Consider the following 23744-nt stretch of genomic DNA (forward strand, 5'->3'; position numbering starts at 1 on the left):
TGTACGGAAACCCTATCGGGAAACCGCGCCTGTCGACCCGGTCGGGCAATCCCACCGGACACGGATAGCGACGGTCGAGTTGCACTAAGTCACATCATCTTCCAAGGATGGGTGAGGAAAGCACCAACCCACGACCTTTTGGGAGAAAAACGGACATGCGTATCAGCAATCTCGCCGCCACCGCCATAGCTGCCTCGCTCGCCGGATCGCTCACCCTCGGAGTCGCCGGGGTCGCCGGGGCGGCCATCCACGCTCCGTCCCGCGTCACCGTCGTCGCGGATGAGGCGACAGCAGCCAAGCCTGCGGCGGACGTCATCGCCAAACTGGGCGACACACTGACGTACGGGGCCAAGCTGAGCCAGGAGGCCATGGCCCAGACGCCGGACGTCAGCAAGCTCTGGGAGCTGCAGCGCAGTCTCAACGCGGCCGCTGAGCAGCTGACGACCACCCTCGGCCAGGCGGCGGCCGCCAAGCCCGCGGACAAGCCCGCAGCGGACAAGCCCGCGGCCGACCAGCCGGCCATGCCGGCCGACAGGCCCGCCGAAGCGACGCAGGGCCACTACGCCGCCACGCCCATCGACGACGCCATGGCGAAAGTCAACGACCAGCTGAAGGCCCTGACCACGGACGTCACCGAACTGGTGGCGGCGGTGGGCAACAAGGACGCCGCCAAGGTCACGTCCCTGGTTCCCAAGATCCTTGGCCACCTGACGTCCCTGGCGACCTCCGTCCCGACCATCCTGACGTCCCTGCTGGGTGGCGTGCTGCCGGGGCTGCCGATCGCGCTGGACAACGACCCCAACCAGCAGAGCGCCCCGAGTGCCCCGCAGGCCCCTGAGGTCCCGCAGGCCCCGGCCGCTCCGATCGCCCCGCAGGCTCCGGAGCAGCCCAACGCCCCGGAGAACGCCTTCGTGCCGCAGGCCCCGCAGGCCCCGCAGGTCCCGCAGGCCCCGGCCGCTCCGATCGCCCCGCAGGCTCCGGAGCAGCCCAACGCCCCGGAGAACGCCTTCGTGCCGCAGGCCCCGCAGGCCCCGGAAGCCCCCCAGGCTCCCCAGGCCCCGCAGGACCACCAGGCCCCGGCCGCCCCGCAGGCTCCGGCGGCGGACCAGCTGGCCCCCGCAGCCCCTGTGGCTGCGCCGCAGCTCAACGCGCCGCAGACCGCGGAGCTCGCCGAGAGCACCGGCTGAAAAAATCCCGCGCCGTGGCCCGGGCCGCTCAACCGTCGCAGTCGAACGCGATGGCACCGAGCGCCCGGGCCGCGGCGCGGTCCAGCACTACCGCCGACACGCACGCGGCCGGCAGCTTCCCCGCCCGGGCCGCCGCCAGCAGCCGCCGCGTGGCCTTGCGGTGCCTGGTCATCGCGTACGCCGACACCCCGCGCCCCCGCGAGCGCTGCCCGTCGCGAGCGGCCTCCTCGCTCACGTCGAGCACCAGCAGATGCATGCCCCGGCCGCGTCCTGCGGCCTGCCGGGCGAGCCAGTTCCGTACCCAGGGCAGCGTTCCGCAGTCGTGGACGACCACGCTGTCGCCGGAGCGCAGCGCCCGCCGCATTCCGGCGTAGTGAGCGATCCGCACCAGCGGCCGGTAGACGGCGTAGGGCAGCCACTGCGGCAGCCGCGCCGCCCAGCGCAGCCGTACGTCCTGCGAGTCGATCAGCCGGGCGCCCTTCGCGCGCAGCATCAGGGTGCTCTTCCCGCCGCCGGGCAGGCCGGACACGACGAGCACATCGCCGACGGGGTAGCTGAGCGTCCGGACGGCGGGTCCGCGCAGGTCGGTCAGCCGCCTGGGCTGGATCCGCGCCGGCTGCCGGGGTCGGGCCATGCTCCTCGCTGTCGCGTACGAACCGCTCGGACTCACCAGCACAGCGATCGCCCTCCCCGTTCCATACCTTCAAGAAAGGGTAATGGGGAGACCAATGGATTCCTATGAGCGCCTCGCGATCGGGACGGCGCCGGGACCCCGTCCGGACACGATCGCGACAAGACCCGGAGCGCGTGCAATGATGGCCGCTCAATCTCATACAGGCCGTTCGAGGCCGCGCGGGAGAGCCCCGACCGGGTGACCGGAAGGGCGCCGAAGGAGCAAGTCCTCCCTTGAATCTCTCAGGCACAGTTACCGCGCGGACGAGGCACATCTGAAAAGCGGGCAGCCCCTCGCGGTGCGCTGTCCCACCCAAGGTGCAAACCTCGGTCCCCGTCAGGGGTCCAGGTGAACCTCTCAGGTTCCGATGACAGATGGGGAGGAGTCCTCGCCACGCCTGCCTTCTGGGAGCCCCGTCCGATGATGACGCCGACGCCTGCCGCCCCCCGCCGTACCGCGCTCGACGCGCTGCACCGCGCGCTCGGCGCCACGATGACCGACTTCGCCGGCTGGGACATGCCGCTGCGCTACGGCAGCGAGCGCGACGAGCACAACGCCGTACGCACCCGGGCCGGGCTCTTCGACCTCTCCCACATGGGCGAGATCACGGTCACCGGCCCGCAGGCCGGGCAGGCCCTGGACCACGCACTCGTCGGCCACATCTCCGCCATCGCCGTCGGCCGGGCCCGGTACACCATGATCTGCCAGGAGGACGGCGGCATCCTGGACGACCTGATCGTCTACCGGCTGGGCGAGTCGGAGTTCGTGGTCGTCGCCAACGCCTCCAACGCCCAGGTGGTGCTCGATGCGGTCACCGCCCGGGTGGCCGGCTTCGAGGCGGACGTACGGGACGACCGGGACGCGTACGCGCTGATCGCGGTCCAGGGCCCGGAGTCGCCGGCGATCCTGGCCTCGCTGACCGACGCCGACCTGGACGGGCTGAAGTACTACGCCGGGCTGCCCGGCACCGTCGCCGGCGTCCCCGCGCTGATCGCCCGCACGGGCTACACCGGCGAGGACGGCTTCGAGCTCTTCGTGGCCCCGGCCGACGCCGAGAAGCTCTGGCAGGCGATCACCGAGGCGGGCTCCCCGGCGGGCCTGGTGCCGTGCGGGCTTTCGTGCCGGGACACGCTGCGCCTGGAGGCGGGGATGCCGCTGTACGGGCATGAGCTGACGGCCGACCTCACCCCCTTCGACGCCGGGCTCGGCCGGGTCGTGAAATTCGACAAGCCCGGCGACTTCGTGGGCCGCGAGGCGCTCCGGGCGGCCGCCGACAGGCCCGTCCGCAAGCTGGTCGGCCTGGTCGCCGAGGGCCGCCGCGTGCCCCGGGCGGGCTACCCCGTCGTCGCCGACGGCAAGGTCATCGGCGAGGTCACCTCCGGCGCGCCGTCCCCGACCCTGGGCAAGCCGATCGCCATCGCGTACGTGGACGCCGAGCACGCGGCGCCGGGCACCGAGGGCGTGGGAGTCGACATCCGCGGTACGCATGAGCCGTACGAGGTCGTCGCGCTCCCCTTCTACAAGCGCACCCGCTGAAACCCCTCGACACCCCTTTCACGAGCACACCACCGCATCCAGGAGAATCAGGTCATGAGCAACCCCCAGCAGCTGCGCTACAGCAAGGAGCACGAGTGGGTCTCCGCCGCCGAGGCGGGAGTCTCCACCGTGGGCATCACTTCACACGCCGCCGACGCGCTCGGCGATGTCGTGTACGTCCAGCTCCCGGAGGTCGGCTCCACGGTCACCGCGGGCGACACCTGCGGTGAGCTGGAGTCGACCAAGTCGGTCAGCGACCTGTACGCGCCGGTCACCGGCGAGGTCACCGAGGTCAACCAGGACGTCGTGGACGACCCGGCACTGGTGAACTCCGCCCCCTTCGAGGGCGGCTGGCTCTTCAAGGTGAAGGTCAGCGAGGAGCCGGGCGACCTGCTCTCCGCCGACGAGTACGCCTCCTTCACCGGCAACTGACCTGACGTAGTAACCAGATCGGGATACTGATGTCTCTCCTCAACAGCTCCCTGCACGAACTCGACCCCGACGTCGCCGCCGCCGTCGACGCCGAGCTCGACCGCCAGCAGTCCACCCTGGAAATGATCGCCTCCGAGAACTTCGCCCCGGTCGCGGTGCTGGAGGCCCAGGGCTCGGTGCTGACCAACAAGTACGCGGAGGGCTACCCCGGCCGCCGCTACTACGGCGGCTGCGAGCACGTGGACGTCGTCGAGCAGCTCGCCATCGACCGCGTCAAGGCGCTCTTCGGCGCCGAGCACGCCAACGTACAGCCGCATTCGGGCGCGCAGGCCAACGCCGCCGCGATGTTCGCGCTGCTCTCCCCCGGCGACACGATCCTCGGGCTGAGCCTCGCCCACGGTGGGCACCTCACCCACGGCATGAAGATCAACTTCTCCGGCAAGCTCTACAACGTGGTGCCCTACCACGTGGACGCCGAGACCGGTCTGGTCGACATGGAGGAGGTCGAGCGCCTCGCCAAGGAGAACCGGCCCAAGCTGATCGTCGCCGGCTGGTCCGCCTACCCGCGCCAGCTGGACTTCGCCGCGTTCCGCAGGATCGCCGACGAGGTCGGCGCCTACCTGATGGTCGACATGGCGCACTTCGCCGGCCTGGTGGCGGCGGGTCTGCACCCCTCCCCCGTGCCGTACGCGGACGTGGTGACCACCACGACCCACAAGACCCTCGGCGGTCCGCGCGGCGGTGTCATCCTCTCCAAGGCCGAGCTGGCCAAGAAGATCAACTCCGCGGTCTTCCCCGGCCAGCAGGGCGGTCCGCTCGAGCACGTCATCGCGGCGAAGGCGGTCGCCTTCAAGGTCGCGGCGTCCGACGACTTCAAGGACCGCCAGGTCCGTACCCTCGAAGGCGCCAAGATCCTCGCCGAGCGTCTGGTCCAGCCGGACCTGACCGAGGCCGGCGTCTCGGTGCTGTCCGGCGGCACGGATGTGCACCTCGTCCTGGTCGACCTCCGCAACAGCGAGCTCGACGGCCAGCAGGCGGAGGACCGTCTCCACGAGGTCGGCATCACCGTCAACCGCAACGCCATCCCGAACGACCCCCGCCCCCCGATGGTCACCTCAGGCCTGCGCATCGGCACCCCGGCCCTGGCCACCCGCGGCTTCACCGCCGAGGACTTCCGCGAGGTCGCCGACATCATCGCCGAGGCCCTCAAGCCCGGCTTCGACGCCGAGCAGTCCAAGGCGCTCAGTGCCCGTGTCTCCGCCCTCGCGGCGAAGCACCCGCTCTATCCCGGCCTGAAGAAGTAACACGTACGTCCCGGTGGGGGCGCCCCCGTCCCGTTCCCGGCGCCCCCGCCAACCCCACCTCAGGGAGTCACGCCGTGGCCATCTCGGTCTTCGACCTCTTCTCGATCGGCATAGGCCCGTCCAGCTCCCACACCGTGGGCCCGATGCGCGCCGCCCGCATATTCGCCCGCCGCCTCAAGAACGAGGGCCTGCTCACCCATGTGGCCTCCGTCCGCGCCGAGCTCTTCGGCTCCCTCGGCGCCACCGGCCACGGCCACGGCACCCCCAAGGCCGTCCTCCTCGGCCTGGAAGGCGCCTCCCCCCGCACGGTCGACGTCGAGCGCGCCGACGCCGAGGTCGACCGGATCCGTACCTCCCGGCGGCTCAACCTCCTGGGCACCCACGAGATCGACTTCGACGAGTCGTCCCAGCTCATCCTCCACCGCCGCCGCTCCCTGCCCTACCACGCCAACGGCATGACCCTCTTCGCGTACGACACCGACGGCGCGCCCCTGCTGGAGAAGACGTACTACTCCGTCGGCGGCGGCTTCGTCGTCGACGAGGACGCTGTCAGTGAAGACCGCATCAAGCTCGACGACACCGTCCTGAAGTACCCCTTCCGCACCGGCGACGAGTTGCTGCGGCTCTCCCACGACACCGGCCTGTCCATCTCCGGCCTGATGCTGGAGAACGAGAAGTCCTGGCGCACCGAGACCGAGATCCGCGAAGGCCTCCTCGAGATCTGGCGCGTCATGCAGGCCTGCGTCGCCTGCGGCATGTCCCGCGAAGGCATCCTCCCCGGGGGCCTGAAGGTCCGCCGCCGCGCCGCCAACTCCGCCCGCCAGCTCCGCTCCGAAGGCGACGCCCTCGCCCACGCCATGGAGTGGACCACCCTCTACGCCATGGCCGTCAACGAGGAGAACGCCGCCGGCGGCCGCGTCGTCACCGCCCCCACCAACGGCGCCGCCGGCATCATCCCCGCCGTCCTCCACTACTACGTCAACTTCGTCCCCGGCGCCGACGACGACGGCGTCGTCCGCTTCCTCCTCGCCGCCGGCGCCATCGGCATGCTCTTCAAGGAGAACGCCTCCATCTCCGGCGCCGAAGTCGGCTGCCAGGGCGAAGTCGGCTCCGCCTGCTCCATGGCCGCCGGCGGCCTCGCCGAAGTCCTCGGCGGCTCCCCCGAAAAGGTCGAAAACGCCGCCGAAATCGGCATGGAACACAACCTCGGCCTCACCTGCGACCCCGTCGGCGGCCTCGTCCAGATCCCCTGCATCGAACGCAACGGCATGGCCGCCGTCAAGGCCGTCACCGCCGCCCGCATGGCCATGCGCGGCGACGGCCGCCACCACGTCTCCCTCGACAAGGTCATCAAGACCATGAAGGAGACCGGCGCCGACATGAAGGTCAAATACAAGGAGACCGCCCGCGGCGGGCTGGCGGTGAACGTCATCGAGTGCTGAGGAAACCTGCCCTGACCAGCCCCTTTGAGTCTTTTCGGAACTGTCAGGGCCTTCCCTGCTTACCCGGCGACAAGTAAACAGCTCGGGGCCGGTCAAGCCTGCCAGTCCGCGTAGACGGCGGCGATCCCCTCGCGCAGTGCAACGGCCGGCTTCCAGCCGAGCGCGGTGAGGCGGGAGATGTCCAGGAGTTTTCTCGGCGTACCGTCCGGCTTGGATGTGTCCCAGGCGATGCGGCCGCCGTATCCGATGACGGACCGCACCGCCTCGGCCAGTTCACGAATCGTCAGGTCCTCGCCGCAGCCGACGTTGACCGGCTCGTCGCCGTCGTAGCTTCGCAAGAGCAGCGCGCAGGCCGCGGCGAGGTCGTCGACGTGCAGGAATTCGCGGCGCGGCGTGCCCGAGCCCCACAGGGTCACCTCGGCCGCGCCTTCCTGCTTCGCCTCGTGGAAGCGGCGGATCAGGGCCGGCAGGACGTGCGAGGTCTGGAGGTCGAAGTTGTCGCCCGGGCCGTAGAGGTTGGTCGGCATGGCGGAGATGTACGAGGCGCCGTACTGCCGCCGGTAGGACTGGATCTGGACGATCCCGGCGATCTTGGCGAGCGCGTACGGTTCGTTGGTCAGCTCCAGCGGGCCGGTGAGCAGCGCTTCCTCGCGGATCGGCTGGGCGGCGAGCTTCGGGTAGATGCACGACGACCCGAGGAAGAGCAGCCGGCCGACCCCGGCCGCGTACGAACCCGCGATCACGCTCAGCTGGATGCGCAGATTGTCCTCGAGGAACGGTACCGGGAAGGTGCTGTTGGCCAAGATGCCGCCGACCTTCGCGGCGGCCAGCACCACTGCGTCCGGGCGGACGTCCGCCAGGAATCTCGCGGTCCGCGCGGCGTCGCGCAGATCGAGTTCGTCGCGGCCACGAGTGATCACCTCATGACCGTCGGCGGTGAGCCGGCGGGTGACCGCCGACCCGACCAGACCACGGTGGCCCGCCACGAAAATGCGGGCGCGGGGCGGCAGCCAGACCTGCTCGGCTGCCGCGCCCACCGCCCTTCGAGGATCACTCATGGGTTCACCACTCGGAGTGGCTGGGCTTGCCGTTGCGAGGGGCTTCCATTCCCGTCGGCCGCATCGCCGATGACGCACCGTGAAGCGCCGGGGGTTCGGCCGGCGTCGCGCGCCCGTCATTGCGCAGCAGCCGGGAGAACGCGCCGGTCGTATGGCGCTGCTGCGGCCGGTAGGTGTACGCGTAGCCGTAGGCCCCTTCCTCGCCCTTCTGCGGCGCCATGTTGAAGATCGTGCCCAGTACGGGAGTACCACCACGCCGAAGAGTGTCCAGAGCAGCGGCGACCTGTGTACGGCTGGTGCGGGCAGCGCGCACCACCAACACGTAACCGTCCACCACCGGGGCCATCGCCGCGGTGTCCGCGACAGGGAGCACCGGGGACGTGTCGATCACGATGTGGTCGAACTCCTCCGAAAGGGTGGCCAGCACGGTGCGGAACTGCTCGCTGCCCAGCAGTTCAGCCGGATTGGGCGGCACCGCCCCGCTGGTCAGCACTGAGAACGTGCCGGCGGACTGCAGCACCTGCTGCACATGTGCCTGGCCGATCAAACAGGACGTCAGCCCGGCATCTCCGACGAGACCGAGACCCCGGGCCACAGTGGGGCGGCGCAGGTCGGTCTCGACCAGGCACACCTTGGCACCGGCCTCTGCCATCGCGGCGGCCAGGTTGACCGCGACACTGGTCTTACCCTCCCCGGGGAGCGCACTGGTCACCGCGATCACCTTGGGCGCCCGGTCAACGTCCACGAACCGAAGGTTGGTACGCAACTGCCGGAAGCCCTCGGCACGCAGACCATGCATGTCATCGCGCGTGGCCACCAGATGCCGGGCGTTGCGCGAGTCGTGCACGACGCTCCCGAGTACGGGAGGCCCGCCGGCCTTGGCCATCAAGTCGGCCAGAGCCTGACGGCTGCGTACCGAGGTGTCCAGCGACTCGCGCAGGACCGCGCAACCGGCCCCGAGCGCCAGCCCGCACAGCAGACCGAGCGCGAGATTCACGACAGGACGCGGGGAGAAGGGTGCGGTGGGCGTGGAGGCGGGCTCCGTGACGCTCAGTCTGACCGGGGAGTAATTCGCGTTGGCCGGCCGCTCCAGCCCGCTGACCATGTCGGCGAAGCGCTCGGCGACGGTGTTGCTGATCAGTGCCGCCCGGCTCGGCTTGGTGTCGGTGACAGTGATCCGGAGCAGCACCGTGTCGGGCTGCGCGGATGCGGAGATCTTGCTGGCCAGTTGGTCCGGCGTCATGCCGAGTTTCAGCGACCTGATGACGGGCCGGGTCACCAGGGGGCTGCCGGCCATCTTCGCGTAGGACTGCACCCGCGCCTGGGTGAAGACGTTCCCCTGGTTCAGCTGGGCCGTGTCGACCCCGTCCTGCATGGAGACGAAGAGCGTGGTGGTGGCCCGGTACTCCGGCGTGGCCGCATAGGTGGCCAGTACGCCGAGTCCCGTGCCCAGCAGGGTCAGCGCGGCGATGATGCGCCAGCGGCGAGAGAGGACCCGTAGGTAGTCGCGTAGATCCAAGATATCCGTCCCCGGTCGGAGCCAGTGAGTACGAAGCATCACCTTATGACCCAAAACAGACAAATGCGACACATGACCCTAATTCCCGTTTTGGGGTTGCCGTGTCCGTACCCTGACGGAGCCCCACCTGACAGTCCACCAGCAGGGAGTGCGTGTGACAGCCAAGACGGCGCTCATCACCGGCATCACCGGCCAGGACGGTTCCTACCTCGCGGAGCTACTGCTGCAGAAGGGTTACCAGGTGCACGGGATCGTCCGCCGCGCCTCCACCTTCAACACGCACCGCATCGATCACCTCTACCGCGACCCGCACGACCCCGAAGCCCGCCTGTTCCTCCACTACGGTGACCTCACGGACGGCACCCGGATCGCCGGTCTACTGGAGCAAGTACGGCCCGACGAGGTCTATCACCTCGCCGCCCAGTCACACGTCCGGGTCTCCTTCGACGAGCCCGAATTCACCGGCAACACCACCGGGCTGAGCACCACACGCCTGCTTGAAGCCATCCGGGCGATCAACCTCCCCTGCCGCTTCTACCAGGCCTCCAGCTCCGAGATGTTCGGCGCGACGCCGCCACCCCAGCACGAGGGCACCGCCTTCCATCCCCGCTCGCCCTACGGGGTGGCCAAGGTGTACGCCTACTGGGTCACCCGGAACTACCGTGAGGCATACGGCATCTACGCCGTCAACGGCATCCTGTTCAACCACGAGTCACCGCGCCGTGGACCCACCTTCGTCACCCGCAAGGTTGCCATTGCTGCCGCCCGCATCAAAGCCGGTCTTCAGGACGAGCTGTACCTGGGCAACCTCGACGCCCGCCGCGACTGGGGCTACGCGCCGGAGTACGTCGAGGCTATGTGGCGAATGCTGCAGCAGGACGAGCCGGACGACTTCGTCATCGCCACCGGCACCAGCTACAGCGTGCAGGACTTCGTTGAGGTGTGCTTCGCCCACGCGGGGCTCGACTGGCGCGAACACGTTCGCTTCGACGACCGCTACCTGCGCCCGACCGAGGTCGACGACCTGGTCGGTGACGCCTCCAAGGCCGAAAAGGTTCTCGGATGGCGGCCCACGGTGCGCGCGCCGGAGCTCGCCAGTCTGATGGTCGACGCCGAACTGAGTGCTCCGCTGCAGGCCGCCGAGCCAAAGGAGACGGTGCCATCTCCCGGCCTCCCGGCCCTCGCCACGCGGTGAGGCTGGATGCCGGATGCAGCGACCGCATGGTCGGCACGGCGCACACCCCGGCACCCACACGTATGTAGGCGACACGGAGCACAGCATCCGACATGAAACGGAATGCCGATATTATATGCGGATGACCATCCTTCACGGAATCAGGCGTCTCGGGCAGCGTCTCGGAGTGGATGTGACCCGCTATCCCGAGGCCAACCTGGAACACCAAGCCAACCAGCTGCTGGCGCATCACCGCGTGGATGTAGTCCTCGACGTCGGGGCGAACGACGGCCGTTACGCCACGGGCCTGCGCCGCAGCGGCTATCGCGGACGCATCGTGTCGTTCGAACCGCTGGGAGAGCCGTTCCGACGTCTCAGGGCAAATTCGGCAAAAGACCAGTTGTGGACGGTCAGGCCCTTTGCAATCGGAGATATCGAGGGCACCGTGGACATCCACGTGGCAGGAAACGCGGGAGCGAGCAGTTCCGTACTGCAGATGCTGTCCCGGCACGCAGATGCTGCTCCTGACTCCCGGTATGTCGGTATCGAGAGCGTGCAGCAGCGCCGTCTTGCCGTGCTGTGGCCGGATCTCGTACGGGAAGCGGAGCGGGTCTTCCTGAAAGTCGACGTACAGGGTGCGGAGAAGAATGTGCTGCTGGGCGCAGGCGAGAGGATCTCGCGGTGCATCGGCGTGCAGATGGAGGTCACCTTTTCGCCGCTTTACGAAGGCGGGATGCTGTATAGGGAGGCCCTGGACATGCTGGAGGGCTTCGGTTTCTCATTGATGTATGTCGTGCCCGGATTCACCGACCCTCGCATCAGTCGGATGTACCAGTGCGACGTGGTGTGTTTCCGTGAATAAGCCCATGGGCGTCACCATCTGGATTGCACGTGTAGTTCAACCGGCGCTGCTGCGGTGGTACCGGGCCGATGACAACCCCGAGAAAGCGCCTGTGGAGGGTCTGTGATCGACAAGCTGAAGACCGTTCTCATTGCCGTGCCGACGACGGGTGCGCGCCCGTTGCTCCCCCTCCTTGAAGAACTTTATGTGCAGTCCCGGGCGGCTGAACGGGGAGGGCGCACGGTATCGGTCCTGCTGCTCGACAATTCCGGGGGCGGCTCGGAGTGGGTTCGCGCGGCCGTGGCCCGCAACGGTGTGACGTGCCAGCAGGTCAGCGATCGTGGGTTCGCCCAGGTCCGCAATGCCGCGCTGGACCTGGCAGCGCATTACGACGCACTGGTCTTCATCGACGACGACGAGCGCCCGTGCTACGGATGGCTCGAAACCCTGGTGAACAGTGCCGAGAAGTCTTCGGCCGATGTCGTCGTTGGCCCAGTCCCCGTCCGCCTACCTCCGGCCGCCCCTCGGTGGCTGGATGGTGGCGCGGTGCTGCGTCCAATGCGATCTCAGCCTGACGGGCCGCTGCATGGTCCAGCCAACTCAGGTAACACCTTGATCCGCATGGCCACCATCCAACGTCTGGGTGTTCGCTTTCGACCGGCTTTCGACCGAGTCGGCGGTGAGGATACGGTCTTCTTCACCGAACTAGCGCAGCGCGGGGCGACGCTGGTCTGGGCAGGCGCCGCTGTCGCGCAGGAAATTCCCGACCCGGAAAGACTGACCCTGTCATGGACGCTGCGCCGGGCCTATCGCGCGGGTCGTGCCGTCGCCCGGCTGGAACGCACGCTGGGCCCTGCGCTGTTTGCCCGCCGAATGCATCGCCGGGCCGGGCGAATCGCGCGGGGACTGGCACGGCTGCTGTGGGGCGCGGTCCGGCGAAACTCACCTGATTGTGTCCGCGGACTCATGGACTTCGCCTTCGCGGGCGGTTGGCTGGCGGAATCGACGTGCAGCCGCGGACGAGAGCTGACAACCGAGCCTCTTGCGGTGGACCGAGCGGCGCCGGGATCGCGACGTCGCCTGGCCCGTGCCTGCGCCGATGAAACGCGCGGTTCAAACGACATGTCCACGCGCGAGAGCACCGATCCACGTCGTCGTGTCGAGTAATGTGCATCCCTTGCGCACTGCAGGGAGCTTGACCGGCAGTACCGCGCAAGCCGGACAAGATTTCGCCACCGGATGCTGCGCCACCCTCTCCGCCTCGCGTACCCCACACCGGTTCGACTTCGCAAGTGGAAGGAGCTCGGACACAGCGTGCACGTAAAAGCACGCCCACCCTGGGGGCAGTACATCACAGTCACTTTGCCCGACGATGTGTCCGTATCGTTGCGTTGGAACGGTTTCTTCGAGTACGATCTGAGCGCGTTCTACCTCCGATTCCTGCGAAACGGAATGACTTCCATCGAGGTGGGGCGCATGTGGGCTACTTCAGCATACTGGCCAGCCAGGCAGTCGGTGCCGCCGGCCAGGTCATCGCCTTCGAGCCGACTCCGTCAACGTTCGCTGTGCTCGCGGCCAACTCCCGAACCCGGAAAAATGTCACACCGATGAATGCTGCTGGCTGGTCAGAACCTTCGACGATCTCGCTGCACGATTACGGGCCGGGATTCAGCGCCTTCAACTCCGTCTTTCAGGCCAGACTTCCCGATGAAGTCAGGAACCGGATCAGCGAACGCACCTGTGCCGTTCAGGCCGTACGTCTCGACGATTATGTACGCGACCACGGATGCGTTCCTGACGTCGTGAAAATCGACGTGGAGAGCGCTGAGATGCATGTACTGCGTGGTATGGAGCAATTGCTGAGCGGATCGCGGCCGATCATTTCGCTTGAGGTGGAAGACATGGGAGCCCCGGATGCTCCGAACAGCCGTGACCTAGTCGAAAAATCCTCTCCTTCGACTACAGTGAATTCGAACTGCGCAAGGGCTGCGCACTCCCCCACCAATTGCGAAACGAGTACGAGTACGAGTACGAGAATATCATCTTCGCTCCGACTGAGCGGTCCGGTGACATCTCACCTTGATTTCTCGCAACTATTCAGGACTTTCAGCTAGCTGCGGGCAGCATCCATGGCCGTCCGGCGAAGAGGTCGCGTAGGGCGGTGAGGGGGTTGATCCCGTGTTTGCGCACGGTGGAGATGTACGAGCGGATCCGGATGGTGATCGACTATCGCGTCCGGGTTGGCGACCTGCTCCAGTCGGCCACCCGGATCTCCCCTCGCCCGGCCGGCTTGCGCCCGGTGCGCTGCCGAAGCGACTTCGGCGCGGGCTTCTTACGCAGCCCGTCACTGGACGGAGGCTTGGAAAAGTTGCGCAAGTCGGATCCGACCTGGCCCTCCAACTCCGCGATCCGCTCGATCTGCTCAGCAATCATCGCCGCCTGCGCGGAGACCAGAAGCTTCAGTTCCCTGACCAACCCGGCGAGCTCCTCTTACGAGGGCTGCGGCGGCTGATGGGAGATCACAAGATCTACCTACCCGACCACCGGAACCCGTCGTCACGGCATCACCGCAGCCCGTGGGTCGTCCAAAACAGTCACGATTTCTCTGCGTGCTCAATACTCACCTCAAAGAGGATGACAGGAGTCCGGTCTCCTCAAGCGTCGCTCGGATTGTACCGACCCGTACGCCCCAGTCGCCGACCTCCGACAGCCGCTGCAGGGCTCTGTCCACGTGCGGCTGCCACTTCTGTGAATCTGCAAGAATTTCCAATGCCTGGTCAGCGGGAGCGCTCCAGTCGACCTCGACGACAGGATTGAATCCCATGAGCTCCACGAGCTCCACGGGAGCGTGCCCCAGGACGATGCATCCCGAGCCGATACTCTCCAGGTAGCGATGGGTCATGGTCTCGACGCTCCCCGAGCGGCGGGGATGCGTGAGCGACGAGGGAAAGCACACCGAGACCGTTGTGTCAGCAAGGCCTCTATGAAGGGCGCGCTCATCAGGAAACAACAACTGGCCGCGCCGATGTGTGTAGACATGGCGCCGATTCGAGTGCGAGCGAAGGGGTTGCCTTACCGCGTCGTGCCATGCCTCGTACCGCCGTCCCATTTCCAGGATGCCGATCGTCCTTGACGCCAACGGGCGCTGAGGGCTGTACCAGGACATCCTCGTGGCTTCAGGAAGGTGGACGACTCTGGTTTTCGGTAGCTCGCCCGCAAGGAATCGGGCCGCCTGGGCGGCAGTAACGAATACAACCGGTGGCCGTAGTGGCCGCAACCGCCGGACGAACAGCTCCCACTGCGGTTCCCAGACGTCCCAGAAGAAGGGAACCACGTCTCCCTTCAGCGCAGCCGCATAAAGTTCGCCGAACCGGGCCCCTATCAGCGGGACCAAGAGCGGCCCCCTGCGGCAGCGCAACCGGGACGGGAGGGCAAGGCGGGCCTTGCCGAGGACCCGACCGATCGCCGGGCCCACCGCTGCCGTTTGCGGCACAGCACCTTGGCGGCTCAACTCGGCGACCAGGTCTCTCACCACATAGTGCAGCGGGCGCCCGTCGGGAGGGGGCACGGAAACTCGAAGTCCGGCCAGTTGACGGCCACATGGGTCAGTGGCGGCATTTCCCACGTAAGGACTCTCCGATACTGTGACAAACACGGCTGTTGAACTCCAGTTTCCCGCGCGGCTGCGCCGATAAACTACCAAGCCTCACCGTATATTTGCCCTGTTCATTGTCAGATGACCAAGCGAGGACTCATGCTTACTCACCCCCGCCTCGTGCATCCGGCCCGGCGATGACGGCATACACGCCATCCGAAGATTCGGCCGATGACCATCCGGAATCGCCGCTGCAGCGAGCCGGCCGCGTTGTGGGCAATCTGGATGTCACGTCCGGGCGGGATGATCAACCCACACAATCCACAAAGCGGAGAACAGCACCCCACCTGTCGGCGGTTGCCCGCTCAGCGGGCGCCAAGATGGTGACTCTGCCCATCGCGGCCATCGCCACGCTGGTATCGGCACGAACCGTGGTCGACTCCTTCGGGGTTTCCGGTTATGCGCTCTTCAGTCTGGCCGCAACGCTGCCTGCACTGCTGCCCGTAGGTGACTTCGGAGCTGGGGCGGCCATCGTGGAAGCGGTGGCGCGTTGCAATGGTGGAGAGCAAGAACTCCTGCGTCGTACGGTCACTTCTGCCGCACGTACTTTGATGTACGCGGGGGGCTTCGTTGCCGCCTTCGGTATTGTGCCCGCCCTCTTCGACGCATGGACTCCACTGCTCGGCCGTGCCGCAGCGCCGGGCACCGAAGCCTCCGTCGCCGTTGCCTTCGTACTCTTCGGCTGTTGCCTACCCCTGACCCTCGGCCGGTCCCTTCTGACTGCACTGAACCGCACTCACCTGGGCGTACTGGTGCAGGCAGCGGGCAGTGCGTTCACACTCGCTCTTGTTATGGGAGCCGCTGCCGCGCACGCCTCGATCGTCGCCTTTGTCGCCTCAGGCTTTCTGGCGCAGTGTTCGGTGGGCATCGTGTGCCTGTGGTGGGCTGGACGTATTCTCAGCATGCCGTTGCTGAACTTGGTTGTGGGCAGCGTCAGATCACGTCGAGCCGGCACGCGCATCCGCCACCTCGCGGTGCCGATGGCCGTCATCAACGCCGGATCGGTCTGCGCCTACTCGACCGATCGTCTGGTGCTCAGCCATGTGTCCGACTCAGCCACTGTCGCCGCCTACTCCTCCGGGGCGCAGCTGTTTGCTCCGGCCGCCAGCTTGGTCGGCGTCGCGGGTCTGCCGTTGTGGACCCTCTTCGCCCAGCAGCGTGCATCCCTGGAACAGCCCTCCCGCCGTGACCTTGTGAGACTGACCGTGTACTTCGCAGTCGGCGGCCTGATCATCGGACTGGGACTCATTGTGCTTGGACCTACGACGAGTTCATGGATAATGCACGACCGGATCCATGCGAGCACCGGTCTCATGGCGGCATTCGCAATTCTGATGTTTGTCCAGGCTGCCTATTACCCGGTGAGCATGTGGTTGACCGACCCGGCGGGCCTGCGCTTCCAGGCGGTCAGGGTTTGCCTGATGGCTGTCGTGAATCTAGCCCTCTCCATCCCGCTTGCGCGTCTCATCGGTGCGCCGGGCCCCGTCATCGGCTCGGTGGTCGCATTCACCCTCGCCGTCTTCCTCCCCAGTCTCCGCAAGTCCCTCTTTCGCACCTGACACTTCACACACCTCGTTGTACGGCCGGTGACCGGCGGTGGCGAGATGTCTCCGCGCCGCATCGAGTGACTATGCCGCCTGCGCACGCGCCGGTTTCTGTTACCCCAGCCGCAGCGCCGCTGAGTCATCGGGAGGCGATGACTTCCGGCCGGACCCGTCGCCTGGCCTCACTCCGGCGGGTTCTAGCAAGCTTGCAGACGGAAGACCAAGAACTCCGTCCAGCACCCCGTCATCGTCCAGCACTACATGGTCTCGACAGCCACGTGATCAACGGTGCCGCGCCTGCTCTGCTGTTCGGAACCACTTACTTCACTCACTTTCAAGCCGCCCATGACGTCTTGTCACGCGCGAGACCCGCAAACCGTACACCTTGCGATCGAGCAATGCCGCTGCCCGAACAGCCGACACGGCAGACCTCAAACGCCCTCTGGGACCTCGTAGGAGAAGCCGAGCGCGCCACGCGGCACACTCTCATTCTGGCGTCACTGGTCTACCGCATTCCTCCGGGATGGAACTCCCGGTGCTTCCTGCACGGGAACTCGTCAAGGGACGAGTCGTCCCTGTCAACTGCGTTCGCGCGGCCGATGCTGGTGCCAACGATCACCGCGACAGGTGCCATCACGTAGATGTAGATTAGCGGGTTGGAGGTAATCGCATCGATACTCAATCCGATAATGGCCAGCAGGGCCGCCTGATGGACAGCCCGGTCAGCATCGTTCGTAGCTGTCCGCCAGGCACGGTAAGCGCCGTGACCAAGGATGAGAATGGCCGACGCCCACAAGGCCAGACCGATAATCCCGAGGTCGTGCCAGAGTCGCAGGTACTCGTTGAGGGGGTGGGTGACGCGGTTCGGCCCCAGGGTTGCAGAGATCAGACGCTCGGCGCTACCGATGCCGTGGCCCGTCCAGGGCGAATCCCGGATCGAATTCCAGGTAATCGACCACAGCCGTGACCGACCGGAGGTACCGACCGCCAATCCGCTGCCGTCGTTGTCAATGAACCGATTCCGTAGTGGCTGGAAACGAGTGAACAGCAAGAAGGCCCCGCAGATCGTCACTGCGGCGAACAGGATGAGCTTTCCGAGTTCACCGCGGGTGCGGTTTCTGGCAGCCAGCGCGATCAACTGCAAGGCGCACGCCGCCGTGGCGGTACGGGATAGGCTGAGCAGGCTGGCGGCGAACAGCAACACGGGGATGACGTAGCCCCTGCGATTCCGATTGGCGAGCGGTACAGCCACGGCCATGCCGATCCACACAAAATCACCATAGGCGCGGGCCGCGTAGAACCCGCTGCTGCCGGGTCCGTACAGAGCGACAGTCGCCAAGTAACTGACAGCCCCAACGACGGCTGCCGCCCGCACACACCGGAGGAGCAGCAACGGAGACCCTGCCGTGGCCCACACAGCGGCGAGCGCCATCAGGGCAACGAACGACAGAAGCACCAGGCAGACCTGTGCGCCGCTTCGGGTGTGCTGCTGGATCGCGGAGGCTAACACGCACAGGGCCAGGACTCGCAGTGACAGAGGCACTCGGGCACGCCTCGGATTGAGTGGTTCCAGCCAGTCGACACTCGGTCCGGGCCTGTGGAGCGTGGCGCACGGCAGGGCGAACATGGCAGTGAGAAACATCAGGACTGTCACTGGAGCGTTCAAACCTACGCCTACGAGGCCTCCACCGATGAGCATCCAGAAGGTCGCTGTGACGATCAATGGAAGGCGGGGCCGCTGACGCCGCGCCGAGAAATGCACTTGGCCCAGATCTGACATGTTGACAGATTACAGAACGCAAAACACAAACAGCTTGCGCGTACGACAGCAGCGTGTTGAGGGGCTCTCGGCCTATTCTCCCTCGGGAACGCAGCCGCCCGGCCGGGGATTTCTCCAGACGACGGTGCAATGGCCGAATGAGCGATTGCGGCACCGTCAGCACCGAGTACTGAGCACTCGGACCAGTCCATCCGTGAAGCGGGCGCTCATGGCTTCTCTGGAGTAGCGCGTCACGTCCTCCTGGCCGGCGCTGCGCAGCGCAGAGAGTCGACCCGGGTCGGCGAGCAGCGACACTACCGCGTCGGCGAACTCGGCTTCCCCGCCCGGGACGACGAGTGCGTTCCGACCGTGTGCTAGGTAATCGAATTCGGGGCCATGCGCCGCACCGGGCGTGGTGATCATCGGCGTTGACAGCGCCAGGGAGTCCACCGCAGTCAGGCCCACCGCCCCGGGCATGAGCAGCACATCGCACACGGCACCGAGCAGAGCTTTACCCTCCGCGTGCGGAACTGGACCGAGGAAGACCACTGCCGAGCCGGGTCTAGCGGCCGCCTGCTCGACGAATGACCGGTGCCCGCCGTCTCCCGCCACAAGCAGCCGGAATCCCGGTAGCCGACGGGCAGTCAACTCGGCTGCCGTCACCAGGAACGGAATTCGCTTGGGCGCGTCCAAGCCGCCGAGGAAGTAAGCGGTACGGCCTGCGGTGAGACCATGGCGGGCGCGGAAGTCCGACACGTGCCCTGGCGTGATCCGAGCGAGGGCGGCACCGATCGCCGCAGTGTCGACGGAATTGCACACCACCGTGACTCGATCGGCGGACAGCCCCGCCCGCGTGACATGCCGGGCCCCGGCTTGCGTGTATGCAAAGAACCAGTCGGCGCGGCGCGTGAGTGCGTCCTTTGCGGCACGTACCGCCGCGGTGGGGCGGTGGCCGTACGTGCGGCCGTGACCCCACAGGCAGACGGCTGGACCGCCGCGCAGTCGGGCCCCTGTCAGCAGCGGGTACGCCTCGAGGTTGTGCAGTGCCTGCTCCAGTACCACTGCGTCGCAGTGGCGAGCAAGGTCACCCAACCGCCGCCACTGCAGGGTGCGGCTGCCAAGGCGAAACGTGTACTGGGGCAAGGCCACGGCGCCTGGCAGCGCACCGATATCACCGCGCAGTACTTGCAACCCCGTCGGTCGGCCATACGCAATCGAGAGTGCGATGCCGTGATCGTGCAGGTCGACGGCGAGACGCCGGAAGAACGGCACTCGATAGTGCGGGATGTACGGCTGCACGATGAGGACCCGGCGTGACGTCATCGTGCCTCCCGCATCCGCGACCCAGGGCGACCCCGGCCGATCGGTTCCGTGCGGACGGCAGCGGCGGCGTCCTGTTCGATGCGCACGACACGCAGCCTCGCGACACTGTGCTGCGGGGGGCCGCCACGCGTTGTCAGCATGCTGGCTCCGCGGAGTCGGGCGTCCACGAACTCGCCCAGGACCGTACGGCCTCCCTGTAGACGGCGTCCATCGCCCTTATCCAGGATTTTGCGGTGAAGCGCGCGGCGTGGACGTGTCGACAATGCTCACGCAGTAAAGGAAAGCGCTCACGCGCCGTGGCGAGAGCACCCGGCAGGTCGTCGTCACCGCGGTACACAGCGCCAGTGCCGTCCCGGCACACGCTGTCCGCTGCCGCGGATCCAGCCCGTGCGAGTACCGGAAGGCCAGCGGCCAACGCCTCCTGGCAGACCAGGGGCATTGCGCTTTCGGGACAGACACTGGGGAGTACCAGACCCGTGTACCGAGGCATCCTGGCCGTGAGCCCCTGGTGCGGAAGTGCGCCGAGCAGTCGTACGCCCCTGGGGGCAACAGCGCGGCAGGCCGAGTCCAGCGGCCCGGACCCGATCACGTCGAGCGGCTCTCCCGCCGGCCAGTTCCTCAGAAGTTGCAGAATGCCCTTCTCCTCGCTCAGCCGCCCCACGAACAGCCATCGGCAGCGGGTGTCGTCCGGCTCGTCCGCCGCGGACTCCGCAGGACCACAGGGATCCCGGAGACTGACGAAGTTGGGCACCAGGGAGAGCCGCGACTCGGGCAAACCGAACCGCACATAGAGATCCCGGCTGCGTTCGGAGAGGACCACCACGCGGTCGGCACGGCGCAGCAGCGGATCGGCTGACACACCGCGTCGATTCGCCCACGACAGGGGCAGAGTCGCGGCGCGCGAGCCGCGATAGCATCCCAGCTTCAGTCCGGACCACCGTTCCCCGTCCGGGCACCGCGTACACAGGGCGCCGTCACGGTGCAGCGTGCCGACGGCGCACAACGGCCGGTAGTTGTGCAGGGTGGCGACGATCGCTCCGTTCCACTTCGATACCCAGGAGCGCCCGAAGTTGGGGAAGAGGTTGTGCACGTGGACCACGTCCGGGCAGAGACGGGCCAACTGGGCCAAAGGGGTGCGGCCCAGGCCCGTGGCCACCGTCAGGCCTGCCCTCAGCTTGTAGAGAGTCGTGGTCTGCAGTTCGTCCGTGTGGGCAGCCACCGTGGAGACCAGATGTCCTGCGCAGCGCAGCGCTTGGGCTTGATCGAGGACTGCCTGGTTCTCCCCGCTAGGGCTCTCGGACCCGTAGACGCTGTGGACGAGAGCCACGTGCAGTCGGCGGCCACGGGAGTCCGATTCGACAGAAATGTCAGGCATGTTGTCATGGTAGCTATTTCGACCGCATATCGGCCCCGACCCGCCCTCGAGGGGAGAAGCAGGTGTGGACGGTGCCGCCCACCGGCTCATCTGCGGCAGCCCGAAGCGGCTCGACGCAGGCTGTCCGGCATACGCCCCGCAAGGAACTCTCCGCATGCTCCAGGCTGTGACCGGCATGCTGTCCTGCGGCGAACGCCCCACAGCGGGAGGGTGGAGCGTCAGCGACGGTTCCGGGCCACGATGCCGAAGGTAGTCGGTGGGCCGAGGCGTTCCCCAACCGATTGCAGCAGTCCGGATTGGGTGGACCAGTAGCGTTGCAGCTCCACCCATTCGAATTCCGGCGCGAGCAGCGCGTACAACGCCTGCTCGTCCACGCCCTCACGTACCACGTGGTACTCGACCATGTCGGCCTCGTTGGTCTCATCGTAGACCCCGCGCAGCCGACGCAACCGGGTGGCCAGGCCGCGGCGGAGTTCACCCTGGCCAAGTCGCCAGAGCAGATAGGCATTGCGGTCCAAACCCATGGAGATCCGCGACCTGCGTGGATACCAGAGCGGATCCTGGACGCTGAGGAACGCGCCTCCCGGGACGATGCGCTCGACCAGCCGCTTGACTGTCTCCAGGTAGTCCGGGATGTGATGGAGTACGGAAATGCACACAGCGGCGCCGATTGGTCCCCCGCCAAGCGCCGCTTCCCCACCGCGGTCGTGGACCACGGTGACCTTCGGGTTGTGCCGGAACCGGTGCCGAATTACCTCCACGCTGGGCGCGCTCATCTCCGTCACTTCGACCTCGGCACCGGCCGCCACCAAGTGATCGGTGAAGGTGCCGTGCCCAGCGCCGAGTTCCAGCACCCGGCACGCACCGTTCCGGTCGATGACGTCGCCCACGAGATCGTGTACGCCGCTAATCACCCTCTCCCGGACGCTGCTGTGGCGGATGTGCGGTGAACCCTTGGCGTAGTCGTGGCCGACATCGTGTTCGCGTTCCTGCAACTGCGCCATGGAGGGCTTGGCTGGAGTGGCCGTCATGACAGGGACCCTATGCGCGGGGTCCTGCGTCCAGTGGTCACTCGGTGGCGGGATCGCTGGGGCTTCACGCATTCGGCTGAGGCGGCCGGGCCGGGCGAGCGCATCGGCGGCGGCCATGGAGATGTGCTGCCGCCGAACAGGAGTTTCGCGGTACTGCGTGTCTGTCCCCGCACTTCCCGGAGTGCGCCGAGAGGTTCCCGTCGGCCGCGAGGCCGTCTACAACCCCTCCACGTGGTCTCTGCGGTCCCTCAGCGACCCGCGCGTGTCGAGCGTGTCGAGCGTGTCGAGCGTGTCGAGCGTGTCGAGCGTGTCGAGCGTGTCGAGCGTCAGGGGAGCGTGGCGGACCAGGCCGCCCAGGTCGAGGCGTGAGTGGTCCGTGTGCAGGATGGCAAGGTCGACGCCGGCAAGGCTGTCCCGGTCCAGCTGGCCGCTTTTGCCGTGAGCTTGGCGTTGCCCCGCCAATCGGGTGGGCACCAGAAACGCATGCCGGCCCGTGTGACCGGTCGCCCACCATGCCTTTGCCACGATCGACATGTTCCATCGCTTTCTGGTTTCCCGGACGAAATGCGGGTGGGATCCCTGCACCGGGTGTGCTTTCAGGCACGGCCGGCCACGACGGAGTAGTAGAGCTGTTCGACGAGCTCCGATTTGACTGTCCAGGTGTGCTGACGCGCCCACTCCAACGCCGAAGTACTCATACGACTGCGCGCCCGCACATCGGGGAGCAGACAACCCAGCGCGTGTGCGAGACGTTGCGGCAGATCTTCTGGATCACCCAGCGGTACGGCGACCGCTCCGCCGGGCGCGGAGAAGTCCCCGACGCCTTGGTGGTCGAGGTGCACCACCGGCAGACCTCGGGCCCACGCCTCCAGCGACTGCACCCCGAAGGAGTCGCGCAGGCTCGTGAAGAGCAGCAGATCGGCTTCGTCGTAGGTCTTCAGGACTTGCCCCCAGGGCAGCTGGCCCTGGAAAGAGACCGATGCGGCCACGTCCAGCCGCAGGGCAAGGGTCTCCAGTTCCGCACGCAGAGGGCCGTCACCGACCACCACCAGGCGGGCATCGGGAATCTCGGCCTGGAGAAGCGCGAAGGTCTGCAGCGCCAGTCCCGGGGCCTTGCGAGGGACCAGCCTGCCGACCCACAGGACCGTCGGCGGGTGGGCAGACTCTGAGACGTCTCTCGGGTGCTCGCGCACCAGCCCGTCCGGGACGCCGTCAGCCAGCATCATGCGGGCGTCTGGGCGGCCGAGGCGGTGCGCGAGCCGTGCTGTGTCGCGGTTGGTGGTCAGCACCTCGGCGGCCTCACGCAGGGTCGCCCTGCAGGCGGAGCGGTGGCTGAGCCCGCGCACCCACAGCAGTTCCCGCAGCGCCTCCTGTCGGTATGCAGCGCCCATATGGCGGCGGTGGCTGTACGGGGCTGTCTGGCCACCGCCGACCGGACCGAACACCAGTGGTGGCCCGAGGTGACGCAGCGCGCTGCCGCCCTCGAGCGAACCGTAGGAGACGTGGTGCACCAGGTGCGCCCGGCCCAGGCCGTGGCGGCGTGCATGGTCCAGGGCGCGTCGCTGCCAGCCGTCGTAGCGCAGAAACTCCTCAGCCTGGCCGCGTAGCCCGCCGGGAAGCAACCGGGTCCAGCCGGGGTCGGCAGGGCCCGGGACGAGATGGGGTCTGACGCGTTTCCCCACCGGCCCGAGCTCTTCGATCCGCTGGGCGATGTGCCGCACGCTGTCGCGGTTGGGGTGGGTCAGTAGTTCCACGGTGTGCCCACGTCCCGCGAGCGCTTCCGCCCAGGCCCAGCCCATGCCGGGTTCGGTGCCTCGGCTCGGGTCGCAGGCGTATGAGACCAGCACGATGCGCAGTTCCTGCACCGCACCCGGTCCCCGACGGCCTTGCT

At 67.3% G+C, this 23744-nt stretch carries 21 protein-coding genes and 1 riboswitch; of the genes, 11 read left to right on the forward strand and 10 right to left on the reverse strand.

Features of this window, described 5'->3' with window-relative positions:
* Nucleotides 1-155: 155 nt before the first annotated feature.
* Nucleotides 156-1187: a hypothetical protein gene (locus EFK10_RS40195; RefSeq protein ID WP_127360592.1), complete on the forward strand. Its 1032-nt coding sequence runs from the start codon at nucleotides 156-158 to the stop codon at nucleotides 1185-1187.
* Nucleotides 1188-1215: 28 nt separating this feature from the next.
* Here the strand turns inward: EFK10_RS40195 and EFK10_RS40200 are convergent, their stop codons facing one another.
* Nucleotides 1216-1821, reverse strand: coding sequence for an AAA family ATPase (locus EFK10_RS40200; RefSeq protein WP_127360593.1), 606 nt, complete (start codon nucleotides 1819-1821; stop codon nucleotides 1216-1218).
* 209 nt (nucleotides 1822-2030) lie between these two features.
* A riboswitch (glycine riboswitch) is annotated at nucleotides 2031-2128 on the forward strand.
* 155 nt (nucleotides 2129-2283) lie between these two features.
* Between EFK10_RS40200 and gcvT the strand changes: the two genes are divergently transcribed.
* The 4 genes from gcvT to EFK10_RS40220 all read left to right on the forward strand — a co-directional run bounded on the left by gcvT (nucleotide 2284) and on the right by EFK10_RS40220 (nucleotide 6574).
* On the forward strand, nucleotides 2284-3396 hold the full coding sequence (gcvT, locus tag EFK10_RS40205; protein WP_127360618.1) for a glycine cleavage system aminomethyltransferase GcvT: 1113 nt from the start codon (nucleotides 2284-2286) through the stop codon (nucleotides 3394-3396).
* A 54-nt stretch (nucleotides 3397-3450) separates the two neighbouring features.
* Nucleotides 3451-3828, forward strand: coding sequence for a glycine cleavage system protein GcvH (gene gcvH / locus EFK10_RS40210; protein WP_127360594.1), 378 nt, complete (start codon nucleotides 3451-3453; stop codon nucleotides 3826-3828).
* 29 nt (nucleotides 3829-3857) lie between these two features.
* A complete protein-coding gene (gene glyA / locus EFK10_RS40215) occupies nucleotides 3858-5132 on the forward strand; it encodes a serine hydroxymethyltransferase (protein WP_127360595.1) in 1275 nt (424 codons plus the stop codon).
* A gap of 74 nt (nucleotides 5133-5206) precedes the next feature.
* Nucleotides 5207-6574: an L-serine ammonia-lyase gene (locus EFK10_RS40220; RefSeq protein WP_127360596.1), complete on the forward strand. Its 1368-nt coding sequence runs from the start codon at nucleotides 5207-5209 to the stop codon at nucleotides 6572-6574.
* Nucleotides 6575-6666: 92 nt separating this feature from the next.
* Here EFK10_RS40220 and EFK10_RS40225 read toward each other — a convergent pair whose 3' ends face one another.
* Together EFK10_RS40225 and EFK10_RS40230 are read right to left on the reverse strand one after the other, a co-directional pair.
* The gene (locus EFK10_RS40225) at nucleotides 6667-7632 is read right to left on the reverse strand and encodes a GDP-L-fucose synthase family protein (protein ID WP_127360597.1); all 966 of its coding nucleotides are present in this window, start codon (nucleotides 7630-7632) and stop codon (nucleotides 6667-6669) included.
* Between the two features lie 4 nt (nucleotides 7633-7636).
* Nucleotides 7637-9151 carry a polysaccharide biosynthesis tyrosine autokinase gene (locus tag EFK10_RS40230; protein ID WP_240677772.1) on the reverse strand — a complete coding sequence of 505 codons (1515 nt, stop codon included), beginning with the start codon at nucleotides 9149-9151 and terminating at the stop codon, nucleotides 7637-7639.
* A gap of 154 nt (nucleotides 9152-9305) precedes the next feature.
* Here EFK10_RS40230 and gmd point away from each other — a divergent pair, with 154 nt between their 5' ends.
* The 5 genes from gmd (at nucleotide 9306) to EFK10_RS53840 (ending at nucleotide 13678) form a co-directional block, all read left to right on the forward strand.
* Nucleotides 9306-10346 carry a GDP-mannose 4,6-dehydratase gene (gene gmd / locus EFK10_RS40235; protein WP_127360599.1) on the forward strand — a complete coding sequence of 347 codons (1041 nt, stop codon included), beginning with the start codon at nucleotides 9306-9308 and terminating at the stop codon, nucleotides 10344-10346.
* Nucleotides 10347-10467: 121 nt separating this feature from the next.
* The gene (locus tag EFK10_RS40240) at nucleotides 10468-11187 is read left to right on the forward strand and encodes an FkbM family methyltransferase (protein ID WP_127360600.1); all 720 of its coding nucleotides are present in this window, start codon (nucleotides 10468-10470) and stop codon (nucleotides 11185-11187) included.
* A gap of 102 nt (nucleotides 11188-11289) precedes the next feature.
* Nucleotides 11290-12333 carry a glycosyltransferase family 2 protein gene (locus EFK10_RS40245; RefSeq protein WP_127360601.1) on the forward strand — a complete coding sequence of 348 codons (1044 nt, stop codon included), beginning with the start codon at nucleotides 11290-11292 and terminating at the stop codon, nucleotides 12331-12333.
* A 311-nt stretch (nucleotides 12334-12644) separates the two neighbouring features.
* Nucleotides 12645-13280 carry an FkbM family methyltransferase gene (locus tag EFK10_RS40250; RefSeq protein ID WP_164836339.1) on the forward strand — a complete coding sequence of 212 codons (636 nt, stop codon included), beginning with the start codon at nucleotides 12645-12647 and terminating at the stop codon, nucleotides 13278-13280.
* Between the two features lie 83 nt (nucleotides 13281-13363).
* On the forward strand, nucleotides 13364-13678 hold the full coding sequence (locus tag EFK10_RS53840) for a hypothetical protein (RefSeq protein WP_127360603.1): 315 nt from the start codon (nucleotides 13364-13366) through the stop codon (nucleotides 13676-13678).
* A gap of 108 nt (nucleotides 13679-13786) precedes the next feature.
* Here the strand turns inward: EFK10_RS53840 and EFK10_RS40260 are convergent, their stop codons facing one another.
* Nucleotides 13787-14068 (reverse strand): hypothetical protein, encoded by a 282-nt coding sequence (locus EFK10_RS40260; RefSeq protein ID WP_127360604.1) that lies wholly within the window; start codon nucleotides 14066-14068, stop codon nucleotides 13787-13789.
* A gap of 890 nt (nucleotides 14069-14958) precedes the next feature.
* Here EFK10_RS40260 and EFK10_RS40265 point away from each other — a divergent pair.
* Nucleotides 14959-16380, forward strand: coding sequence for a lipopolysaccharide biosynthesis protein (locus EFK10_RS40265; RefSeq protein WP_127360605.1), 1422 nt, complete (start codon nucleotides 14959-14961; stop codon nucleotides 16378-16380).
* Between the two features lie 490 nt (nucleotides 16381-16870).
* Here the strand turns inward: EFK10_RS40265 and EFK10_RS40270 are convergent, their stop codons facing one another.
* From EFK10_RS40270 to EFK10_RS40290, 6 genes are all read right to left on the reverse strand, one after another.
* Entirely contained in the window at nucleotides 16871-18145 is a 1275-nt protein-coding gene (locus tag EFK10_RS40270) for an O-antigen ligase family protein (protein ID WP_127360606.1), read from the reverse strand.
* Between the two features lie 156 nt (nucleotides 18146-18301).
* Nucleotides 18302-19447 (reverse strand): glycosyltransferase family 4 protein, encoded by a 1146-nt coding sequence (locus tag EFK10_RS40275; protein WP_240677773.1) that lies wholly within the window; start codon nucleotides 19445-19447, stop codon nucleotides 18302-18304.
* A 133-nt stretch (nucleotides 19448-19580) separates the two neighbouring features.
* Complete coding sequence (locus EFK10_RS40280; RefSeq protein WP_127360607.1) at nucleotides 19581-20822, reverse strand: glycosyltransferase family 4 protein; 1242 nt, start codon at nucleotides 20820-20822, stop codon at nucleotides 19581-19583.
* Nucleotides 20823-21040: 218 nt separating this feature from the next.
* A complete protein-coding gene (locus EFK10_RS40285; protein WP_127360608.1) occupies nucleotides 21041-21826 on the reverse strand; it encodes a class I SAM-dependent methyltransferase in 786 nt (261 codons plus the stop codon).
* A gap of 243 nt (nucleotides 21827-22069) precedes the next feature.
* Nucleotides 22070-22387, reverse strand: a complete 318-nt coding sequence (locus EFK10_RS48130) for a hypothetical protein (protein WP_164836334.1) — start codon at nucleotides 22385-22387, stop codon at nucleotides 22070-22072.
* 62 nt (nucleotides 22388-22449) lie between these two features.
* A complete protein-coding gene (locus tag EFK10_RS40290; RefSeq protein WP_127360609.1) occupies nucleotides 22450-23718 on the reverse strand; it encodes a glycosyltransferase family 4 protein in 1269 nt (422 codons plus the stop codon).
* Nucleotides 23719-23744 lie beyond the last annotated feature (26 nt).

Source organism: Streptomyces soli (genome assembly GCF_003999195.1).
GTDB classification, from domain to species: Bacteria; Actinomycetota; Actinomycetes; order Streptomycetales; family Streptomycetaceae; genus Actinacidiphila; species Actinacidiphila soli.

Bases quoted from the DNA above. Each gene is read 5' to 3' on its own strand.
- gcvH (WP_127360594.1), top strand. From the start codon at position 3,451: ATGAGCAACCCCCAGCAGCTGCGCTACAGCAAGGAGCACGAGTGGGTC.
- EFK10_RS40195 (WP_127360592.1), top strand. From the start codon at position 156: ATGCGTATCAGCAATCTCGCCGCCACCGCCATAGCTGCCTCGCTCGCC.
- EFK10_RS40265 (WP_127360605.1), top strand. From the start codon at position 14,959: ATGACGGCATACACGCCATCCGAAGATTCGGCCGATGACCATCCGGAA.
- EFK10_RS48130 (WP_164836334.1), bottom strand. From the start codon at position 22,387: ATGTCGATCGTGGCAAAGGCATGGTGGGCGACCGGTCACACGGGCCGG.
- EFK10_RS40280 (WP_127360607.1), bottom strand. From the start codon at position 20,822: ATGCCTGACATTTCTGTCGAATCGGACTCCCGTGGCCGCCGACTGCAC.
- EFK10_RS40240 (WP_127360600.1), top strand. From the start codon at position 10,468: ATGACCATCCTTCACGGAATCAGGCGTCTCGGGCAGCGTCTCGGAGTG.
- EFK10_RS53840 (WP_127360603.1), top strand. From the start codon at position 13,364: ATGTACGAGCGGATCCGGATGGTGATCGACTATCGCGTCCGGGTTGGC.
- EFK10_RS40200 (WP_127360593.1), bottom strand. From the start codon at position 1,821: ATGGCCCGACCCCGGCAGCCGGCGCGGATCCAGCCCAGGCGGCTGACC.
- EFK10_RS40225 (WP_127360597.1), bottom strand. From the start codon at position 7,632: ATGAGTGATCCTCGAAGGGCGGTGGGCGCGGCAGCCGAGCAGGTCTGG.
- glyA (WP_127360595.1), top strand. From the start codon at position 3,858: ATGTCTCTCCTCAACAGCTCCCTGCACGAACTCGACCCCGACGTCGCC.
- EFK10_RS40285 (WP_127360608.1), bottom strand. From the start codon at position 21,826: ATGGCGCAGTTGCAGGAACGCGAACACGATGTCGGCCACGACTACGCC.
- EFK10_RS40275 (WP_240677773.1), bottom strand. From the start codon at position 19,447: ATGACGTCACGCCGGGTCCTCATCGTGCAGCCGTACATCCCGCACTAT.
- EFK10_RS40260 (WP_127360604.1), bottom strand. From the start codon at position 14,068: ATGACCCATCGCTACCTGGAGAGTATCGGCTCGGGATGCATCGTCCTG.
- EFK10_RS40270 (WP_127360606.1), bottom strand. From the start codon at position 18,145: ATGTCAGATCTGGGCCAAGTGCATTTCTCGGCGCGGCGTCAGCGGCCC.
- gcvT (WP_127360618.1), top strand. From the start codon at position 2,284: ATGACGCCGACGCCTGCCGCCCCCCGCCGTACCGCGCTCGACGCGCTG.